The sequence below is a fragment of the Paenibacillus terrae genome, from assembly GCF_000943545.1.
GTDB lineage: Bacteria > Bacillota > Bacilli > Paenibacillales > Paenibacillaceae > Paenibacillus > Paenibacillus terrae_A.
This window is the reverse complement of record NZ_JTHP01000093.1, coordinates 1-15,416: the sequence shown is the minus strand read 5'-3', so window position 1 is coordinate 15,416 and position 15,416 is coordinate 1. Positions and strand designations below refer to the sequence as shown.

The window sequence follows — 15,416 nt, the reverse complement described above, 5'->3', positions numbered from 1 at the left end:
ACACGACGACTGATTTGGCGTCAAAAGAATAAGAAGCGTATAGAGCAGAAGTTCAAATCCTGATAGATTCAACAGGCTTTCTCACTAACTGTTTGCAGCCTTCAACATTTGGGGTAACACTCACATAATTACATAGAGAGGCAACCGCAAACAGCATCTGAGGAGGATATGAATGGACCTTCAAAAGGCGGACTTTTTGTGGCGCTAGAAGAACCCGACACGATTGTCGGGTTCTTCTCTTATGCTTTGGGTCTTAACCATTGTGCTTCATAACCCATATCGATCATTGTTGATAATGCGTCTTCAATCTCCCATGTTTCTTTTCCTGTCCATCCGCTTTCTAAACCATGTAGAATCCATGCCCGAACGATTTTCGGATAATTGAGATTATATATTTCCGAGACTCCACTCCTATGATGATACAGTTCGACACCTGTAGCCAATGGACTACCTCCAATGGGATCATTCCATGTCAAAAAGGTAACCAAGAGTGGTGCAATCTTTTTCCCTTCCCAAAAAACTTTTAATACATTAATGCTTTGACCATTCACAAAATGATGATTCAGTAAATATTCATAAGTTTGCCCTTCGACGACAATCTGCCTTATCTTTTTCTTCATTAATTTCTCCTTGTGAAACACTAATTCCATTATTATATCTGTATTTCAGAGGTACAACTATATCTACTTACCTATAAACCTTATTCCGTAACACTCACTTGCGTTTGAACTGAGGATCTCCGTGAAAGTAAATACGTAGCCACAATGGCGATAGCGACCCCTGCTGCTCCAAACCAGGTGATGGAAGCCAGTGAAACCTGACCTACAACCACGCCACCAATTCCGGCTCCAGCTGCCATTGCAAGCTGCATTGTAGACTGATTAAGACTCAGCATCACGCCAGAAGACTCTGGTACAAGAGTGACCAGATTATATTGTTGAGTTGGCCCCGATGTCCAGGCTGCGAACGACCATAGGATCAGTAAAGCGAATACGGCGATCAGGGAGTAAGCTGCAAAAGGAAGTAAGAGTAACGAAATCATATGCAGCACCATGCCTCCGAATAACGTAAAGGGAATGCCCTTTTTATCTGCACTGTATCCACCGATTTTCGACCCGATCAGACTGGCAATCCCGAAGGCGAGTAATACGATGCTCAGCATATCCTCTCCTACACCTGATACATCCAGCAAGTATGGTGAGATATAGGTATACGCGAGGGAATAACCCCCCACCCAAAAGAAGGTAATGCCTAATCCCAAAGCGACTTCGGGCTTTTTTAGAAGAGCAAACTGTTGCAGTAAGGGAACGGGTTTATCTCCTTTTATACGGGGAATCGTCATAGCGATAACAATCAGGGCGATAATCCCTGCCAAAGCGATGCCGAGAAATACGGTTTTCCATCCATATGCCGAAGATATCATTCTACCAAGCGGAATACCGATAATTAGCGAGGCTGTAAAGCCCATGGTGACCGTAGCAATAGAGCTGGCCTGCTTCCCGGCTGGAGCCATTTTTGCTGCAATACTCAGTGCCGTAACCACGACCATCCCCGCCCCGAGTGCCATGAGAATACGTGCGGCAATAAACATGCCAAAACCCGGTAGAACAAAGGAGAGCAGATTGGCAACTGCAAATAATCCAAGTGCATACAGGATCAGTTTACGTCTGTCCATTTTAGCGGTGACTGCCATCAGGATCGGCGTGCCAATTGCGTAGGCAAGGGAGAACACTGTAATTAACTGACCTGCGGCAGCCACTGTAATTCCCATCGTAGTTGCAATTTGATCCAGAATTCCCGAGATAATATATTCAGATGTGCCTACCAAAAAACTGATAATTGCCAAAATGTATACTTTCCACGCGCTCTGCATTTTATAAAACGCCTCTTTCCTATTATATTTTTATATTTTTACAAATATCGAAATTAAGACTAAAAAAATTATGTCATCAGGTATGGGGCATATTTCTTCGCTACTTCAACATCCAGGCTGTAGTAAATAAAGGTTCCCTCTTTACGGAACGTCAGCAGTCCGGATTCTGCCATTTGCTTCAGGTGATGCGATAACGTTGAAATTGCAACACTGTTCAGCTTCTCACTCAGAACAGAGCAGCACTGGTCACTTTCCTCTTTCAGCAAAAATGCTATTTTGAGACGAGTCGGTTCTCCAAGCGCTTTATATATTTTTACAGCTTGCTGCATATCTGTAACATCTTTCACCCTGTTCAGCCCCTTCTGCTTCCAGTCTTAATTTCGATGTTTGTCGAAATAAAATTATCATAAACGTTTATAAAAGTAAACCACTTATTTTTAAAACCCTACTTTTTTCACACTCTGCTGCTGTAAATACGATCTTTCTGATTACACCATAAAATAATCCCCCATTCACAAGGGATGGAGGATAAGTCACATGGAAGGCCCATGCTAGCACAATTGCGGTTGCGGCCAGCAGCAGTGCAGTACAAGCTACAGAAACGGACACAATACTTCGTGACATGGCCAAACCTCCCGTTTTCAGAAAAAAATAAAATTCCCTCTGCTCAGTCACGTCCAACCGTAGGCTTGCGAATCACAGACACACTCGATTCCCTGACGATCAGACGAGGCTCGAATTGCACACGCTCGTAATCGCCCGGTGTCTGTTCCTGAATCCGCTTGAGCAGCAGCTCCGCAGCCAATCGGGCCACCTCTTCTCCCATAATGGAAACAGAGCTGATCTGCGGTGTCGTTACCGTAGCCCATAAATTGTTATCAATGCCGACCACAGCAACTTCTTCCGGCACCTTTACACCCAAAGCCTTAAATCGATTCACAATTCCTATCGCTACCATATCGTTAACCGCATAAATGGCATCCGGCATGTGTTTCAAGCTGTAAAAATAATCGGCTGCACGCAGCCCTGTTTCAAAAGAGAAATCATCGCCAAAATAAACAAGTGAAGGGTCCACATGCTGGAGAGACTGTTCATAAGCGAAGTACCTTTCCTCGATTTTATCCTTCGCAGCACCTGCGTAAGCAATTCTCGTTCTCCCGATTTTAAGCAAATGCTCCATCACAAGCCGCCCCTCTTGTCGGGCCAAACTGACGATATCGGCTTTAACGTCTTCGCCCAGCTTTTTGCCATAGTTAATGATGGACACCGGAACGCTGGCTTTGTTGATCAGATCGACCAGCATTTTGGGATACGCCAGCGGCATAATAATTAGCCCGTCCACATGCAGCTTCTTGACCTCCCGTACCGTTTCAAGCTCCATTCTCGCGTTCCCGGCGGTATTAATTTGCACGACACGGTAACCATGCTGCTTCGCGGCCTGCTCCACAGACCAAGCGATCTCGGGAATAATCGCATTACGAATATCCGGCACAGCCAGCGCAATTTGGAATGTCTGACGCACCTTCAGGCTCTGAGCTGAGGTGTTGGGCGTAAAACCCATTTCTTCAATCACTTGCAAAATCAATGCTTTCGTTCTCGGGCTGATGCCCTCACTATCGTTAATAGCCCTGGAGACAGTCGCAATACCGACCCCTGCTCGCTTGGCTACATCCTCTATGGTTACTTTTTTTTGATCTGGCACGCCCAAAATCCTTTCACGGTCGGAATCGTTTTCTGACTTTCAAAAACAAAGTCTCTATATTGATATTATACCATAGAATGAGTATCTAAAAATTGAAGTAGTTTTCTCCTCATCGCTGCTTCACTAAAAAAATTATAAAATCTCTTTATTCAAAGCGATAAGCCAAATATAGCACTGTAGTAACAAGTGATTATATTCACACAAAAATCAAGTGCTTTTTGTATGAATTTGGTTTGACAATGTGTAAAAATTGTGACATATTATTTTTCGGAAACGTTTCCTAATTCATTCGCTTTTATAGCCATTAAAGATCATATATTCGTCAAGGAGATGACAGACATGCAAGCATTGAGATGGCATGGAGTAAAAGATTTACGTTTGGAAAACATTGAACAGCCCGCTGCTGTGGCAGGAAAAGTAAAAATCAAAGTAGAATGGTGCGGCATTTGCGGAAGTGATCTTCATGAATATGTAGCAGGACCTATTTTCATTCCCCAAGATGCTACTCATCCTTTGACTGGAGAAAAAGCGCCTATCGTAATGGGACATGAATTCTCTGGACAAGTAGTCGAAATCGGTGAAGGGGTAACCAAGATTCAGGTTGGCGACCGTGTTGTCGTAGAACCGATTTTTGCGTGTGGAGAATGTGCTGCTTGTAAACAAGGCAGCTATAATCTTTGCGATAAAATGGGCTTCCTCGGTCTGGCAGGCGGCGGCGGTGGATTTTCTGAATATGTCGCAGCTGATGAGCATATGGTACACAAAATTCCGGAAAGCGTATCTTTCGAGCAAGGCGCTTTGGTGGAGCCTTCGGCCGTTGCTTTGTATGCCGTTCGTCAAAGCCAGCTGAAAGTCGGCGACAAAGCCGTAGTATTTGGCGCTGGTCCTATCGGATTGCTGGTTATTGAAGCTTTGAAAGCTTCGGGCGCTTCTGAGATTTATGCAGTAGAGCTTTCCGAGGAACGTAAAGCTAAAGCTGAAGAGCTGGGTGCTATCGTGATTGATCCTAAGACATATGATGTTGTGCAAGAGCTGCACAAACGGACTAACGGTGGCGTAGATGTAGCCTATGAAGTCACTGGAGTACCTCCTGTGCTGACTCAAGCTATTGAATCCACTAAAATCAGCGGACAAATCATGATCGTTAGCATTTTTGAAAAAGAAGCTCCGATCAAACCGAACAATATTGTCATGAAGGAACGCAATCTGACCGGCATTATCGGCTACCGTGATGTATTCCCGGCTGTAATCAGCTTGATGGAAAAAGGATATTTCCCTGCTGACAAGCTCGTTACCAAACGTATTAAGCTCGAAGAAGTGATTGAGCAAGGTTTTGAAGGTCTACTGAAAGAAAAAAATCAGGTTAAAATCCTGGTATCTCCAAAAGCCTAATTTAGAATGAAAAATCAGATGTCTGCCATATGCAGGCATCTTTTATTATAAAGCCGGGCAGCAAGGCAAGAATACATGCGAAGTTAAAAAGACAAACCAAACAGCGCTACTCCCCTTCTGCGGCATCTGCCGTTAAGTGGAGTAGCGCTGTTTTATTGCATTCCATATTATTGAGTTACATTTTTCAGGACATCATCAATCATTTGTCCATTTGCGATGGTCCCCGTGTACAACCAGCTGGAATCTTGACCAAAATCGTATACATGTCCTGCTTTTACGGCCGGAATCCCTTCCCAAACCGGATCTTTAATGATTTCGTCCTTACTTAAGCCTTTGCTGTTCACGATAAAAATATAATCCGCATCCAGCTTCGCCAGTTTCTCCAGGGATAAGTTGCTCCAATTCGCCTTGGCTGTTTTGGAAATCTCCTGTACGACTTGTGGAACCTTGAATCCCAAATCCTTATATAATACATCACCGCTGGATAAATTCTGGTTCACTACATATACGTTTTTGTCCGTTACCCACAATGCGACTGCTGTTTTTTGCCCAACCGTCTGGCTCAGCTTGGCTTTAGCTTCTGCCGCTTTTTTGTCGTAGTTGCTCAATGCCTGCTTCGCTTCACTGCTCTTGTTCAGCACCTCACCCACCGTCAGCAACTCTTGCCGCCAATCGTTGTTCAGATTACTGCCTACGACGTAGGTTGGAGCGATTTTAGAGTATTGGTTATATTTGTCACCCTCCACCATACTCGCACTATCCATAATGATTAAATCCGGCTTGAAGTTCAGGACCGCTTCAAATGGAAGGTCAGAGGCGATGGTAGGAACGTCCTTCAACTCTTTTTGCAAGTAGCCTTGAACCGAATTTTTACCTACCGACCATTGAGCTACAGGCTTAACACCCAGTGCAACCAAATGATCCTCCAGGTAAGAAGCAATCACACGCTGAGGATGAGCCGGAACCTTCACCTCATGCCCAAGTACATCCTTCAGCACCCGTTCCTGTGATGCCTGTTCTGCCGATGTATTGTTGGTCCCTTGTGCAGTGCTGTCGGTGGCTGCAGGATTGGATGTACCTGAGCACGCACTGACCAGCAGGGTAAAACTAAGCAATAAAATAAATGCCATGGAATGCCTTGCGTTTCTATTCATTCGTAAAATCCCTTCATCGTAATTTTGATAATGATTATTATCCTCAATACCAGTATGCAGGGCGCCACTTATCGAATCAATGGAACATTCGGACAGGCTTAATGGATTATCTAGACGTATATCTCTCACAAAAGCAGATGAATATAAGCTGTCCCGGTAATGAACCGGGGATACGCCAGTATATTTTTTGAATGCCCGGCTAAAGAAATAGACATCTGGGTACCCCACACTGGCAGCGATATCCTGTAAAGTGCCATCTGTCTTCCGCAGTAGCTCCTTCGCCTTGTCCATTCGCAGCCGGATCAGAAACATAATCGGACTGCAATCCGTTTGTTTTTTAAATAACCGGGTCAAGTGCCTTGGACTGCATTCCAACAATCTAGCCAATCGTTCCAGCGTTATGGACTCCGCATAATGGACCTGCATAAATCGAATCGCCTGTGTCACCATATCCCGTGCAGGGGTATGAGTCTTCTGTTCCTGCAATTGCCGCATACATTCATATGCAAAATCATAGAACCTGCCCTGAGCCTGCACCTTGGACAACGTATCCTTATCATGCCATGCCTGCTCCAGTAGTTGCAGCTTTTGGTACAGCATAACCGGATACGGTGGCACAAAGCCATGAGCTACAGGGGGAAGGTTATACACCGTATGTCCCGATAGAGAAGCCACTTTATATAGTACAAGAATATATTCGATCCCTCGTTCCGAGGCAGTCATATTCAGTTCCAGGCCTTTGCTGCCATGCAGCACGTACCATGAATGTCTTGTATCATCCTGATCATCCGTAGGCAAGCGTACACTTCCCTGTAACACAAATACGAAAGCCTGCGCCGGAAGACGATACGGTTGAAGCCGCTCTTCCCGCTCCAGCCGAATATGCCGGACATCCATAACACGGATCGATGAATGGAGCCATGCGGAAAGCAGCTTGTTCAGCTCATCAGCCTCATACTTCTTGCCCGTCCCGGTTTGGGAACCTGTCCGCTTTTTCCATTCCTGCTTCACTTGTCAAAGCCTCCGCTTCATAAATACCATCCTATTTTTCAAAACCAACCTCATTATATATCATCTTCTACTATGTCTACCATGAGACAAAAATTCCTGCTCGAAATAAGGCGAATAAACGATTTCCATGGTACAATTTGTATAAATATAATGATTTTGAAATACATAGGAGGTAGACAGCATGAGTGGTTCAAAAATGGTATTAAGTACAGGAGCTAATGCTCCTTTAGGTAAGGAGGATACAGTACGGATCACCATTACATGGGAGCATGCGCCAGCCGAGCTGGATGTTAGCTGTTTTATGGTAGGCCAAGATGGTAAAGTCGCTTCGGATGACTATTTCATTTTTTACAATCAACCAGCAGATCCGCACAGCCATATACGTTTAGAGCGCCCCAATAACAAAACCGCTGAATTCACTGTATCCTTAAGGGCTTTGCAAGGAACTGGGGTTGATAAATGTGTATTTGCCGCCACTCTGGATGGTCCAGGCACTTTTGCTGATGTGATTGGCTGCACATTGACCGTTCAGGGAAGGCAGGTACATATCGCCTATAGCATTACCGAGGCCACCAAAGAAACGTCACTCGTATTCGCTGAAATATACCGCCATACGTCAGGCTTCAAGCTCCGCGCAGTTGGGCGTGGCTTCAACGGAGGCCTGAAACCGCTTGCCGAGGCTCATGGCGTCACCGTGGAAGAAGAGGAGCCGTCAGCAGCACCGACGAATACTGTGAATGCCAAAGCGGAGGCGAATGCTTCCTTTCCCGGTAGCGGAAAAATCAATTTACTTAAGCAGAGTGTGCAAATTTCACTGAAAAAGAAACAGATAGACCGTGAAAAAGCACGAGTAGCGGTTGTATTAGACGCTTCTGGTTCCATGTGGAAGCTGTACTCACTGGGAACCGTGCAAAAAGCCTTCGAACGTGTGTTGGCTGTAGCCGCCTGCATGGATGATGACGGTGAAATGGACGTATGGTTTTTTGCAGACAAAGCCCAACGCGCTCCAAGCGTCACGGAACGGGATTACGAGAATTACGTAAAACGAACTTTCCCAGAACCTGGATATGGGAAAATAGGAATAGGTAACAATGAGCCTGAAGTGATGACGGATATCATTTTAAAATATACAAAAGAAGTACCTAATGAAACAATCCCAACCTACATTATCTTTTTCAGTGATGGCGGCGTGTATGAAACGAAAAAAATATCAAAGTTGCTGATCAAGTACTCGAAAACTCCGATTTTCTGGCAATTCGTCGGACTCGGCAATGCCGATTATGGAGTCCTTCAAAAGTTGGATGATCTGCGCGGTCGCGCAGTGGATAATGCAGATTTTTTTGCCTTGGATGATATCGACTCCGTGACAGACGCAGAATTGTACGACCGTCTGCTAAACGAATTTCCTGGTTGGCTTAAGCAAGTGCGGGCCAAAGGAATATTGCGGAGCTAATCCTTCACCACAATGCGATACCCTTGCATGATCACTTAAATATCCGCTGAGAGTAGCAATAAAAGGCAGAATGACCGCAGATAGAGCAATCGTCAGCGCCACCATTCTGCCTCTAAACTGCTCTTCTACACACTTCTCTTCAGTATCCCCCCCATTTTAGTCACAGTAGAATGATATATGGTTAATTCCTTGCCAAATCCTATTTCTTTCATTTCCTAATTGGATATTATCATGTAGTATAAACCTAATTGAAGCAACCTTGTTTGGGCTTGCTGAAGATCGACTTGATGAAGGAGGATTTCGGATTGAAATCAAATGAAGCAACTTTGCACAAAAAGCTGCTCCCTAGGCATATTACCTTTATGGCTATGGGTGGAGTTATCGGGACCGGTATTTTTAAAGGAAGTACCGAAACGATCAGCTTGGCGGGACCTGGAGTTATTTTATCCTATGTCTTCGCGGGACTTCTACTCCTGGTCGTCATGGGCGCGATTGCCGAGATGGCTACCGTCTACCCCAACATGAATATGAAGGATTTTATTCGTAAAGCTTTTGGAGAACGTCTGTCCTTTATTATCGGCTGGTTGTATTGCTTCATGTGGCTGGCCGTCTGTATCATTGAGGTTATCGCAGCGGGAAGCTTCCTGCAATACTGGTTACCGGACGTTCCCCTATGGGTACTCAGTTTAGCGAGTGCAGCCTTCATTATTGTGGTCAACATGCTGAGTGTCGGCGGTTTCGGGGAACTGGAATTTTGGCTTGCGGGTATTAAAATTACCATGATTATCATCTTTATTGCATTGGGCGGCTGTATCCTGTTCGGCATTATCCCAACTGAAACTCCGCCTTATCTGAGCAATTACATACAGCATGGCGGATTTCTCCCCAATGGCTGGCTGGCTATTTTCTCAGCGCTGCTGGTGGTTACCTTTTCCTACGGAGGCTCTGAGCTGATTGGCCTGACGTTAACAGAAACAGAGAATCCGGAAAAGGTACTTCCGAAGGTGGTTAAAAGCTTTATTTTTCGCGTTGTGTTGTTCTATACGCTGCCGATTCTCATCATTTGCGGCTTGATTCCCTGGAATCAGCTGGATGCGAATACCAGCCCGTTCGTACAGGTGCTGTCTTCGGCAGGACTTCAAGGCTCGGCCCATGTCATGAACTTCATTTTGATTACCGCCGTACTGTCTGCCGCCAATTCGGGGATTTACGGGGCTACACGTATGCTGCATTCGCTGGCAGTCAACGGAGAAGGTCCTAAATCACTCGCCCGGGTATCCTCGAATGGGGTTCCGGTGAATAGTCTCAAATGGTGTGCCGTGATCCTGATTGTCGGTTCGATGGTCGCTTATATTGCTCAAGACGGACTGTTCCGTATTCTGATGGCAGTTCCGGGCTTTGTCGTTTTGCTCGTCTGGAGCTGTATTTGCCTGTCCCAGTTGAAACTGCGCAAATCTTACCCGATAGAGCCAAGCTTCAAAATATGGGGATTTCCTTATATCACAGCGATAACTGTCGGATGCCTGTGGGTGATTGCGTTCCTGTTCTTGCTTGATCCGCAAAATCGGATCAGTATCAGCGTATGCGTGGCTTTCATGGCGTTCCTGATTATCTGGTCTTTGGTGAAGTTCCGGGGAAAGCAGGCGTAAGCAGCTCATGATTCAAGCGTATTTATTTCCTGTTTCTTACGCCTTTCTTGCCTTTCCTTTTGCCGCGTTGCTGTTTACGCTGCCTTTTCTAATCGTACAGTACCGCAGACATGGTTATATCCATAAAACGAGGGCATTGATACTTTATCTGTTGCTTTTATACTTGATGAATGCTTTCTTTTTGGTAATTTTGCCACTTCCGGCATCGCGTCATAATACGGCGTTAACCGGAGGCGCATTGCAGCTCATGCCCTTGCAGTTTATTCACGACATTATAAGGGAGACATCCGTCTCTCCCTCCCAACCCTCCAGCTATCTGCATTTGCTGAAGGAACGCGCTTTTCTCCAGGTCGTTTTTAACGTTCTTATGACTGCGCCTTTCGGTATGTTCTTACGTTATTATTTCCGTGCGCGGTGGGGATGGTGTCTGATCCTGTCCTTTGGCCTTTCCCTCTTCTTTGAGGTGACGCAGCTAACAGGACTGTACGGATTTTTTGACCATGCGTATCGTGTGTTCGATGTGGACGATCTGATGGCAAATACATTGGGCGGCATGCTGGGCTTTCTTTTGGGCGAGTGGTTTTCGCGTTTTCTCCCGCGTCTGGAGCATCTGGACAAGCATTTGGACATCACAACCAAGCGGGTGTCCTATACCAGACGGGGCGTAGCCTTTTTCGTGGATTCCATTATCTGGACAGGTCTGCTCGGTGTTATGGGATTCCTCCGTGTGCCCGCCGCCTTCTGGGTATCCAGTGGAGTATACTTCATGCTGATTCCTTACCTGACGAATGGACGAACCTCAGGTAAATGGCTGGTGCGGATACATCTTGCGGGGGCAGGAAAACGTATTGCCCTGTGGGAGCTAATGAAGCGCTACAGCCTCTTGTACTGGTTGTATTTTGGTATTAACTACGTACTTGGTGGACCCGTACTTTGGCCTCAAGTCCCTCCATGGGTGAGTGTTCTGATCAGCCTGATGCTGTTGGCCATCAACGGATGGTTCTTTTTTCATCTGGTTATACGCCTGTTCAGAAAGGGGCCGTTATTTTATGAGGAGCTTAGCCATACTACCCACCGAATTACATGGCCCAAGCGACTTCGCCCCCCTCAGTCTGACACCACTGACCCTACTAATGTGTCGGAAAGTTAATACAAGAACTCAATGATCATAGGGCCAAAATAAATTTTATTGCACCCAAGCAGCACAAAAACAGGCGAAGCAAAGGATTGTTCCTTGGTCCGCCTGTTTTTTTATATCGTATACAGGTGAATCCATTTCATAATACCCTCAGTAGCTTTAATAAAGAGTACATATAGATCAAAATGGTTTAGTTTGTCTATACGTAGTATACATTTCGTTGGCCTATCATTTATGAAATTGATTCAGATATTAATTCGTTTCTATTATTTCCACTGTGCGATTTGGTCAATCAGCAGACGAGTGGATGGATGGCCTTCATTGATTCCTTTACCCATGGAAATGAGCATGACCGGTACATAACGATCTTTTTCAAGACCAAAGGCTTCAGCGATTCTGCTCTTGTCATAACCACCGATGGGATTGGTGTCATAACCGTGAGCGCGTGCTACCAGCATCAGCTGCATGGATACCAGACCACCGTCGATCAGAACGGTTTCTTTGTTTATAACAGGATCAAGCGCTGCAAAATGGGCTGCCACTTTCTCCTGCTGCATTTCTTTAATATCTTTTGGCATATAGCCCAATTCTACAGCTTCTCCGAAAATTTGCTCGAAATTATCAAAGTTGTTCAAATCCCCGAACACGGCAATAACTGCCGAAGATGTCTCGACTTGACGTTGATTAAAGCTGGCGAGCGGTGCCAAGGTTGCTTTACCTTCCGGGCTGTCAATCACAAGAAAGCGCCAAGGTTGCAGGTTAATGGACGATGGAGCGCGTGTCGCTTCAGTTAAAATCTCTGTCATTTCTTCGCGGCTAATTTTCACGGACGGATCGTATACTTTTACAGAACGGCGGCCCAATGCAATTTCTTTAAAATCATTTGTTTTGACAATATTGGATGTGTTCGTATTACTCATTCAGATCTCTCCCACTATAAATTAATATTTTCTCATGTTTTCTCACTCGTTCTTCGGTTTTCAGCCATTGACATATCGAGCACTGGAGAAGTCATGTAAGGATGTCATTATTTTCTGGAAGAGTCGGTGGCAGGAATAGAGGTTGGGACATTTTTCCCAAACTATGGATCGACTTCTATGATCGAACCTGGGATATCCACTCCTGACTCTTGACGGCTTACCCTCCCATGTCACGCGGGGTCTTTGCCCTTATGAAAATGGTAAAGTATTGGTGCAGTGCCTTAAACTCCGCATTCTTCGCCACCATGGGCATCACGGCCCGAAACAGTAGCGCTCTTAGCCTTGCGCGTCCTCGTTTGGTTATACTGGATTTTCCTTTTTTCTTCCCCGAGCTGTTCTCTTTGAGATTCAGTCCGGCCAGCCGTATAGTCTTCTTCTGACATTAGCGATCAGATAATAATTTTCCTCCGAAACCAATGTTTTCACTTTCGCTTTCCTTAATCAAAACAATAAAAGCCGACTCGGGTACATTCATTATGGTTGAAGCTGATGTGGTAAGTTCAGTGACCAACGATCTTTTTTGTTCTTTATTTAATTTGCCTGCTTCAATAGTAATTACTGGCATGTAAATTCCTCCTTGTTTCCCCTATGGATATAATGTAATTGGGGTCAGTCCATATCGGACATATGACCATTCATAACTTGCAGCATATCGGCTAGCTGGTGCCGCTGGGTCTCGTCGAAACTTTGGAGCAACCGGGTCACAAACTGTGAGCGTTCCTGTTTAAAAGTAACAATACGTTCACGCCCATAATCGGTCAGGCTAACCAGCGTAACTCTGTTGTCCTCCGGCTTGGTTCGTCGTGTGACCATCGCTATCGCTTCAAGCTGCTTCAAATGGCGGGTTACGGCTGCACCGTCGATGCCAACCTCTTTTTGCAGCAAGGTCTGGCTGATCTCATCCACCTGATACAACTTGCACAACAGCTGTAATCTGGATGCGCTGATTCCTGCACAACGCTCAAACTTGGAGCTAATCTGCTTGTTCAACAGCAACAGCGCTTCAAAAATATAGTCAGCCTCGGGTGATGTTTGGGTGATAGCAATCTCTCCTCCCTTAAGCCAGGTCACTAGGCATGACGATTCAACCTTTGATCCATCAATCATTGAGCTATCAAGTAATATACATCCTCCTTGAAAATAAATCAAGTCCCTGTGAAAAATAAAGTGACTCTTATCAAATAAAAGCTGAGCAACCCCGCAAGGGACTACTCAGCTTCTTCTTATATAACTTACTTATGTGATAGCTCATACAACACTCATACGATAGCAGATCAGGAGAGCCATACAGACAACGCTGTACAGGTTTTCTTGCCCTCTCCAGCCTGTTGTATTATCCCCGGTTAAATGATCCCGTGAGACAGCATAGCGTCAGCCACACGGACAAATCCGGCGATGTTCGCCCCTACAACCAGATTCCCAGGCACGCCGTATTCCTCAGCCGCCTTCACACTGTTCGCATAGATATTCTTCATAATATCATGCAGCTTGGTGTCCACTTCCTCAAAGGTCCATGACAGGCGCATGCTATTCTGTGACATTTCGAGCGCAGAAACCGCAACTCCGCCTGCATTGGCCGCTTTGGCTGGTCCAAACAGAACCCCATTGTCCAAAAATACTTCAATAGCCTGCAGCGTGGATGGCATATTCGCACCTTCACCCACAGCCTTTACGCCATTGCTTACTAGCAATTGTGCTGCTTGTTCGTCAATTTCGTTCTGTGTGGCACATGGCAGTGCGATATCGCATGGAATTGACCAGATACCGGAACAGCCCTCTGTATATATTGCGCCTGGACGCTCTTTGGTATACTCGCTAATGCGCAGACGATTTACTTCTTTAAGCTGCTTCACCAAATTCAGATCAATGCCGTCCGGATCATAGATGTAGCCATTCGAGTCACTACAGGCAACGACTGTAGCGCCAAGCTGCTGTGCTTTTTCAATCGCATAAATGGATACGTTACCCGAACCCGACACAACCACACGTTTACCCTCAAAGGACGAGCCTTGAGCGTACAGCATTTCATTTACAAAATACACGCAACCGTATCCAGTCGCTTCCGTACGTGTAAGACTGCCCCCGTAATGAATTCCTTTACCGGTGAGGACGCCACCTTCATGTCCCCCGCGAATTCGTTTGTACTGCCCGAACATATAACCAATCTCACGCCCGCCTACACCAATATCCCCTGCCGGAACATCGGTATCCGGTCCAATATATTTATACAGCTCGGTCATGAAGCTTTGTGTAAAGCGCATGACTTCGTTATCAGATTTCCCTTTGGGATCAAAATCGGAGCCGCCTTTGCCGCCGCCAATTGGAAGACCTGTCAGCGCATTTTTGAAAATTTGCTCAAAGCCCAAAAATTTGACAATTCCCAGATACACCGACGGATGAAAACGGATTCCGCCTTTATAAGGACCGATGGCACTATTAAATTGCACCCGGAAGCCACGATTGACCTGTACGTTCCCTGCGTCGTCTACCCAAGGCACACGGAAGGTAATGACCCGTTCCGGCTCCACAAGCCGTTCCAAAAGCCCCTGCTGCATATACTTGGGATGCTTGGCCAGTACCGGAACCAGAGAATCCAATATTTCCTTGACGGCTTGATGAAATTCATTCTCATGAGGATTGCGCGCGATAACCTTCTCAAAAACGGACTGCACATATTCGGCTGCTGCCTGCTGACTCTGCTCTGAACGGATAATGGTCACTTTTCTAAAACACTCCTTTATATTTGACTCCTCTACCAGAGAACAGAACGGATTTATTCCGTATTCTTGAGAGTAGGGTTTTATGTATTCATAAAATTTAGTTAACTATACATGATTTTTTATAAAAATACATCTAATTTGCTCATAAAAAAATTTTGGCCCCTTCATCAAATATCTCTATGAATCTATCATTCCTTGTCATATTCATACAGCATAACCCCTTGATTTACGGGCTTTTTTCACGATTTACAAGAGGTTTACACCTTACTCTATATGGGATAATAATGTGAACAAATTGAAGCTAAACCTCAATTTAAAGCTAGCCCGGTAAATATGGAGATAAC

14 protein-coding genes and 1 pseudogene are annotated in these 15,416 nt (G+C 45.4%); 4 read left to right on the top strand and 11 right to left on the bottom strand.

All coding sequences use genetic code 11. The features are described from left to right. Nucleotides 1-239: 239 nt before the first annotated feature. The 5 genes from QD47_RS26705 to QD47_RS26685 form a co-directional block, all read right to left on the bottom strand. Nucleotides 240-620, bottom strand: a complete 381-nt coding sequence (locus tag QD47_RS26705; RefSeq protein ID WP_044648966.1) for a hypothetical protein — start codon at nt 618-620, stop codon at nt 240-242. 80 nt (nt 621-700) lie between these two features. Next, nucleotides 701-1,873 (bottom strand): MFS transporter, encoded by a 1,173-nt coding sequence (locus QD47_RS26700; protein WP_044648965.1) that lies wholly within the window; start codon nt 1,871-1,873, stop codon nt 701-703. A gap of 68 nt (nt 1,874-1,941) precedes the next feature. Beyond that, on the bottom strand, nt 1,942-2,220 hold the full coding sequence (locus tag QD47_RS26695) for an ArsR/SmtB family transcription factor (protein WP_044648964.1): 279 nt from the start codon (nt 2,218-2,220) through the stop codon (nt 1,942-1,944). A gap of 67 nt (nt 2,221-2,287) precedes the next feature. Further along, nucleotides 2,288-2,497, bottom strand: a complete 210-nt coding sequence (locus QD47_RS26690) for a hypothetical protein (protein WP_044648963.1) — start codon at nt 2,495-2,497, stop codon at nt 2,288-2,290. Between the two features lie 43 nt (nt 2,498-2,540). Continuing rightward, nucleotides 2,541-3,575: a LacI family DNA-binding transcriptional regulator gene (locus QD47_RS26685; RefSeq protein WP_044648962.1), complete on the bottom strand. Its 1,035-nt coding sequence runs from the start codon at nt 3,573-3,575 to the stop codon at nt 2,541-2,543. A gap of 339 nt (nt 3,576-3,914) precedes the next feature. Here QD47_RS26685 and QD47_RS26680 point away from each other — a divergent pair, with 339 nt between their 5' ends. Further along, entirely contained in the window at nt 3,915-4,967 is a 1,053-nt protein-coding gene (locus QD47_RS26680; protein WP_044648961.1) for a 2,3-butanediol dehydrogenase, read from the top strand. A 167-nt stretch (nt 4,968-5,134) separates the two neighbouring features. On the opposite strand, the gene QD47_RS31240 is transcribed toward QD47_RS26680, so the two are convergent. Continuing rightward, nucleotides 5,135-7,132: an AraC family transcriptional regulator gene (locus QD47_RS31240; protein ID WP_082067314.1), complete on the bottom strand. Its 1,998-nt coding sequence runs from the start codon at nt 7,130-7,132 to the stop codon at nt 5,135-5,137. A 181-nt stretch (nt 7,133-7,313) separates the two neighbouring features. Between QD47_RS31240 and QD47_RS26670 the strand changes: the two genes are divergently transcribed. The 3 genes from QD47_RS26670 (at nt 7,314) to QD47_RS26660 (ending at nt 11,384) form a co-directional block, all read left to right on the top strand. Continuing rightward, complete coding sequence (locus tag QD47_RS26670) at nt 7,314-8,585, top strand: VWA domain-containing protein (protein WP_044648960.1); 1,272 nt, start codon at nt 7,314-7,316, stop codon at nt 8,583-8,585. A 305-nt stretch (nt 8,586-8,890) separates the two neighbouring features. Beyond that, entirely contained in the window at nt 8,891-10,234 is a 1,344-nt protein-coding gene (locus tag QD47_RS26665; RefSeq protein ID WP_044648968.1) for an amino acid permease, read from the top strand. A gap of 7 nt (nt 10,235-10,241) precedes the next feature. Next, nucleotides 10,242-11,384 (top strand): VanZ family protein, encoded by a 1,143-nt coding sequence (locus QD47_RS26660; protein ID WP_044648959.1) that lies wholly within the window; start codon nt 10,242-10,244, stop codon nt 11,382-11,384. 254 nt (nt 11,385-11,638) lie between these two features. Here QD47_RS26660 and QD47_RS26655 read toward each other — a convergent pair whose 3' ends face one another. The 5 genes and pseudogenes from QD47_RS26655 to gdhA all read right to left on the bottom strand — a co-directional run bounded on the left by QD47_RS26655 (nt 11,639) and on the right by gdhA (nt 15,072). Continuing rightward, the gene (locus QD47_RS26655) at nt 11,639-12,292 is read right to left on the bottom strand and encodes a nitroreductase family protein (protein ID WP_044648958.1); all 654 of its coding nucleotides are present in this window, start codon (nt 12,290-12,292) and stop codon (nt 11,639-11,641) included. A gap of 259 nt (nt 12,293-12,551) precedes the next feature. Continuing rightward, nucleotides 12,552-12,716: pseudogene (locus tag QD47_RS31235) on the bottom strand (transposase); the annotation flags it as partial. Between the two features lie 18 nt (nt 12,717-12,734). Beyond that, on the bottom strand, nt 12,735-12,917 hold the full coding sequence (gene dmpI, locus QD47_RS26650) for a 4-oxalocrotonate tautomerase DmpI (RefSeq protein ID WP_044648957.1): 183 nt from the start codon (nt 12,915-12,917) through the stop codon (nt 12,735-12,737). Between the two features lie 44 nt (nt 12,918-12,961). Beyond that, entirely contained in the window at nt 12,962-13,393 is a 432-nt protein-coding gene (locus QD47_RS26645; protein ID WP_327204693.1) for a MarR family winged helix-turn-helix transcriptional regulator, read from the bottom strand. A 302-nt stretch (nt 13,394-13,695) separates the two neighbouring features. Further along, nucleotides 13,696-15,072, bottom strand: coding sequence for an NADP-specific glutamate dehydrogenase (gene gdhA, locus QD47_RS26640; protein ID WP_044648956.1), 1,377 nt, complete (start codon nt 15,070-15,072; stop codon nt 13,696-13,698). Between the last annotated feature and the right edge of the window lie 344 nt (nt 15,073-15,416).

Excerpts from the sequence above, each read along its gene's own strand:
- QD47_RS26690 (WP_044648963.1), bottom strand. The coding sequence starts at position 2,497 with ATGTCACGAAGTATTGTGTCCGTTTCTGTAGCTTGTACTGCACTGCTG.
- QD47_RS26660 (WP_044648959.1), top strand. The coding sequence starts at position 10,242 with ATGATTCAAGCGTATTTATTTCCTGTTTCTTACGCCTTTCTTGCCTTT.
- dmpI (WP_044648957.1), bottom strand. The coding sequence starts at position 12,917 with ATGCCAGTAATTACTATTGAAGCAGGCAAATTAAATAAAGAACAAAAA.
- QD47_RS26680 (WP_044648961.1), top strand. The coding sequence starts at position 3,915 with ATGCAAGCATTGAGATGGCATGGAGTAAAAGATTTACGTTTGGAAAAC.
- QD47_RS26700 (WP_044648965.1), bottom strand. The coding sequence starts at position 1,873 with ATGCAGAGCGCGTGGAAAGTATACATTTTGGCAATTATCAGTTTTTTG.
- QD47_RS26705 (WP_044648966.1), bottom strand. The coding sequence starts at position 620 with ATGAAGAAAAAGATAAGGCAGATTGTCGTCGAAGGGCAAACTTATGAA.
- QD47_RS26655 (WP_044648958.1), bottom strand. The coding sequence starts at position 12,292 with ATGAGTAATACGAACACATCCAATATTGTCAAAACAAATGATTTTAAA.
- QD47_RS26670 (WP_044648960.1), top strand. The coding sequence starts at position 7,314 with ATGAGTGGTTCAAAAATGGTATTAAGTACAGGAGCTAATGCTCCTTTA.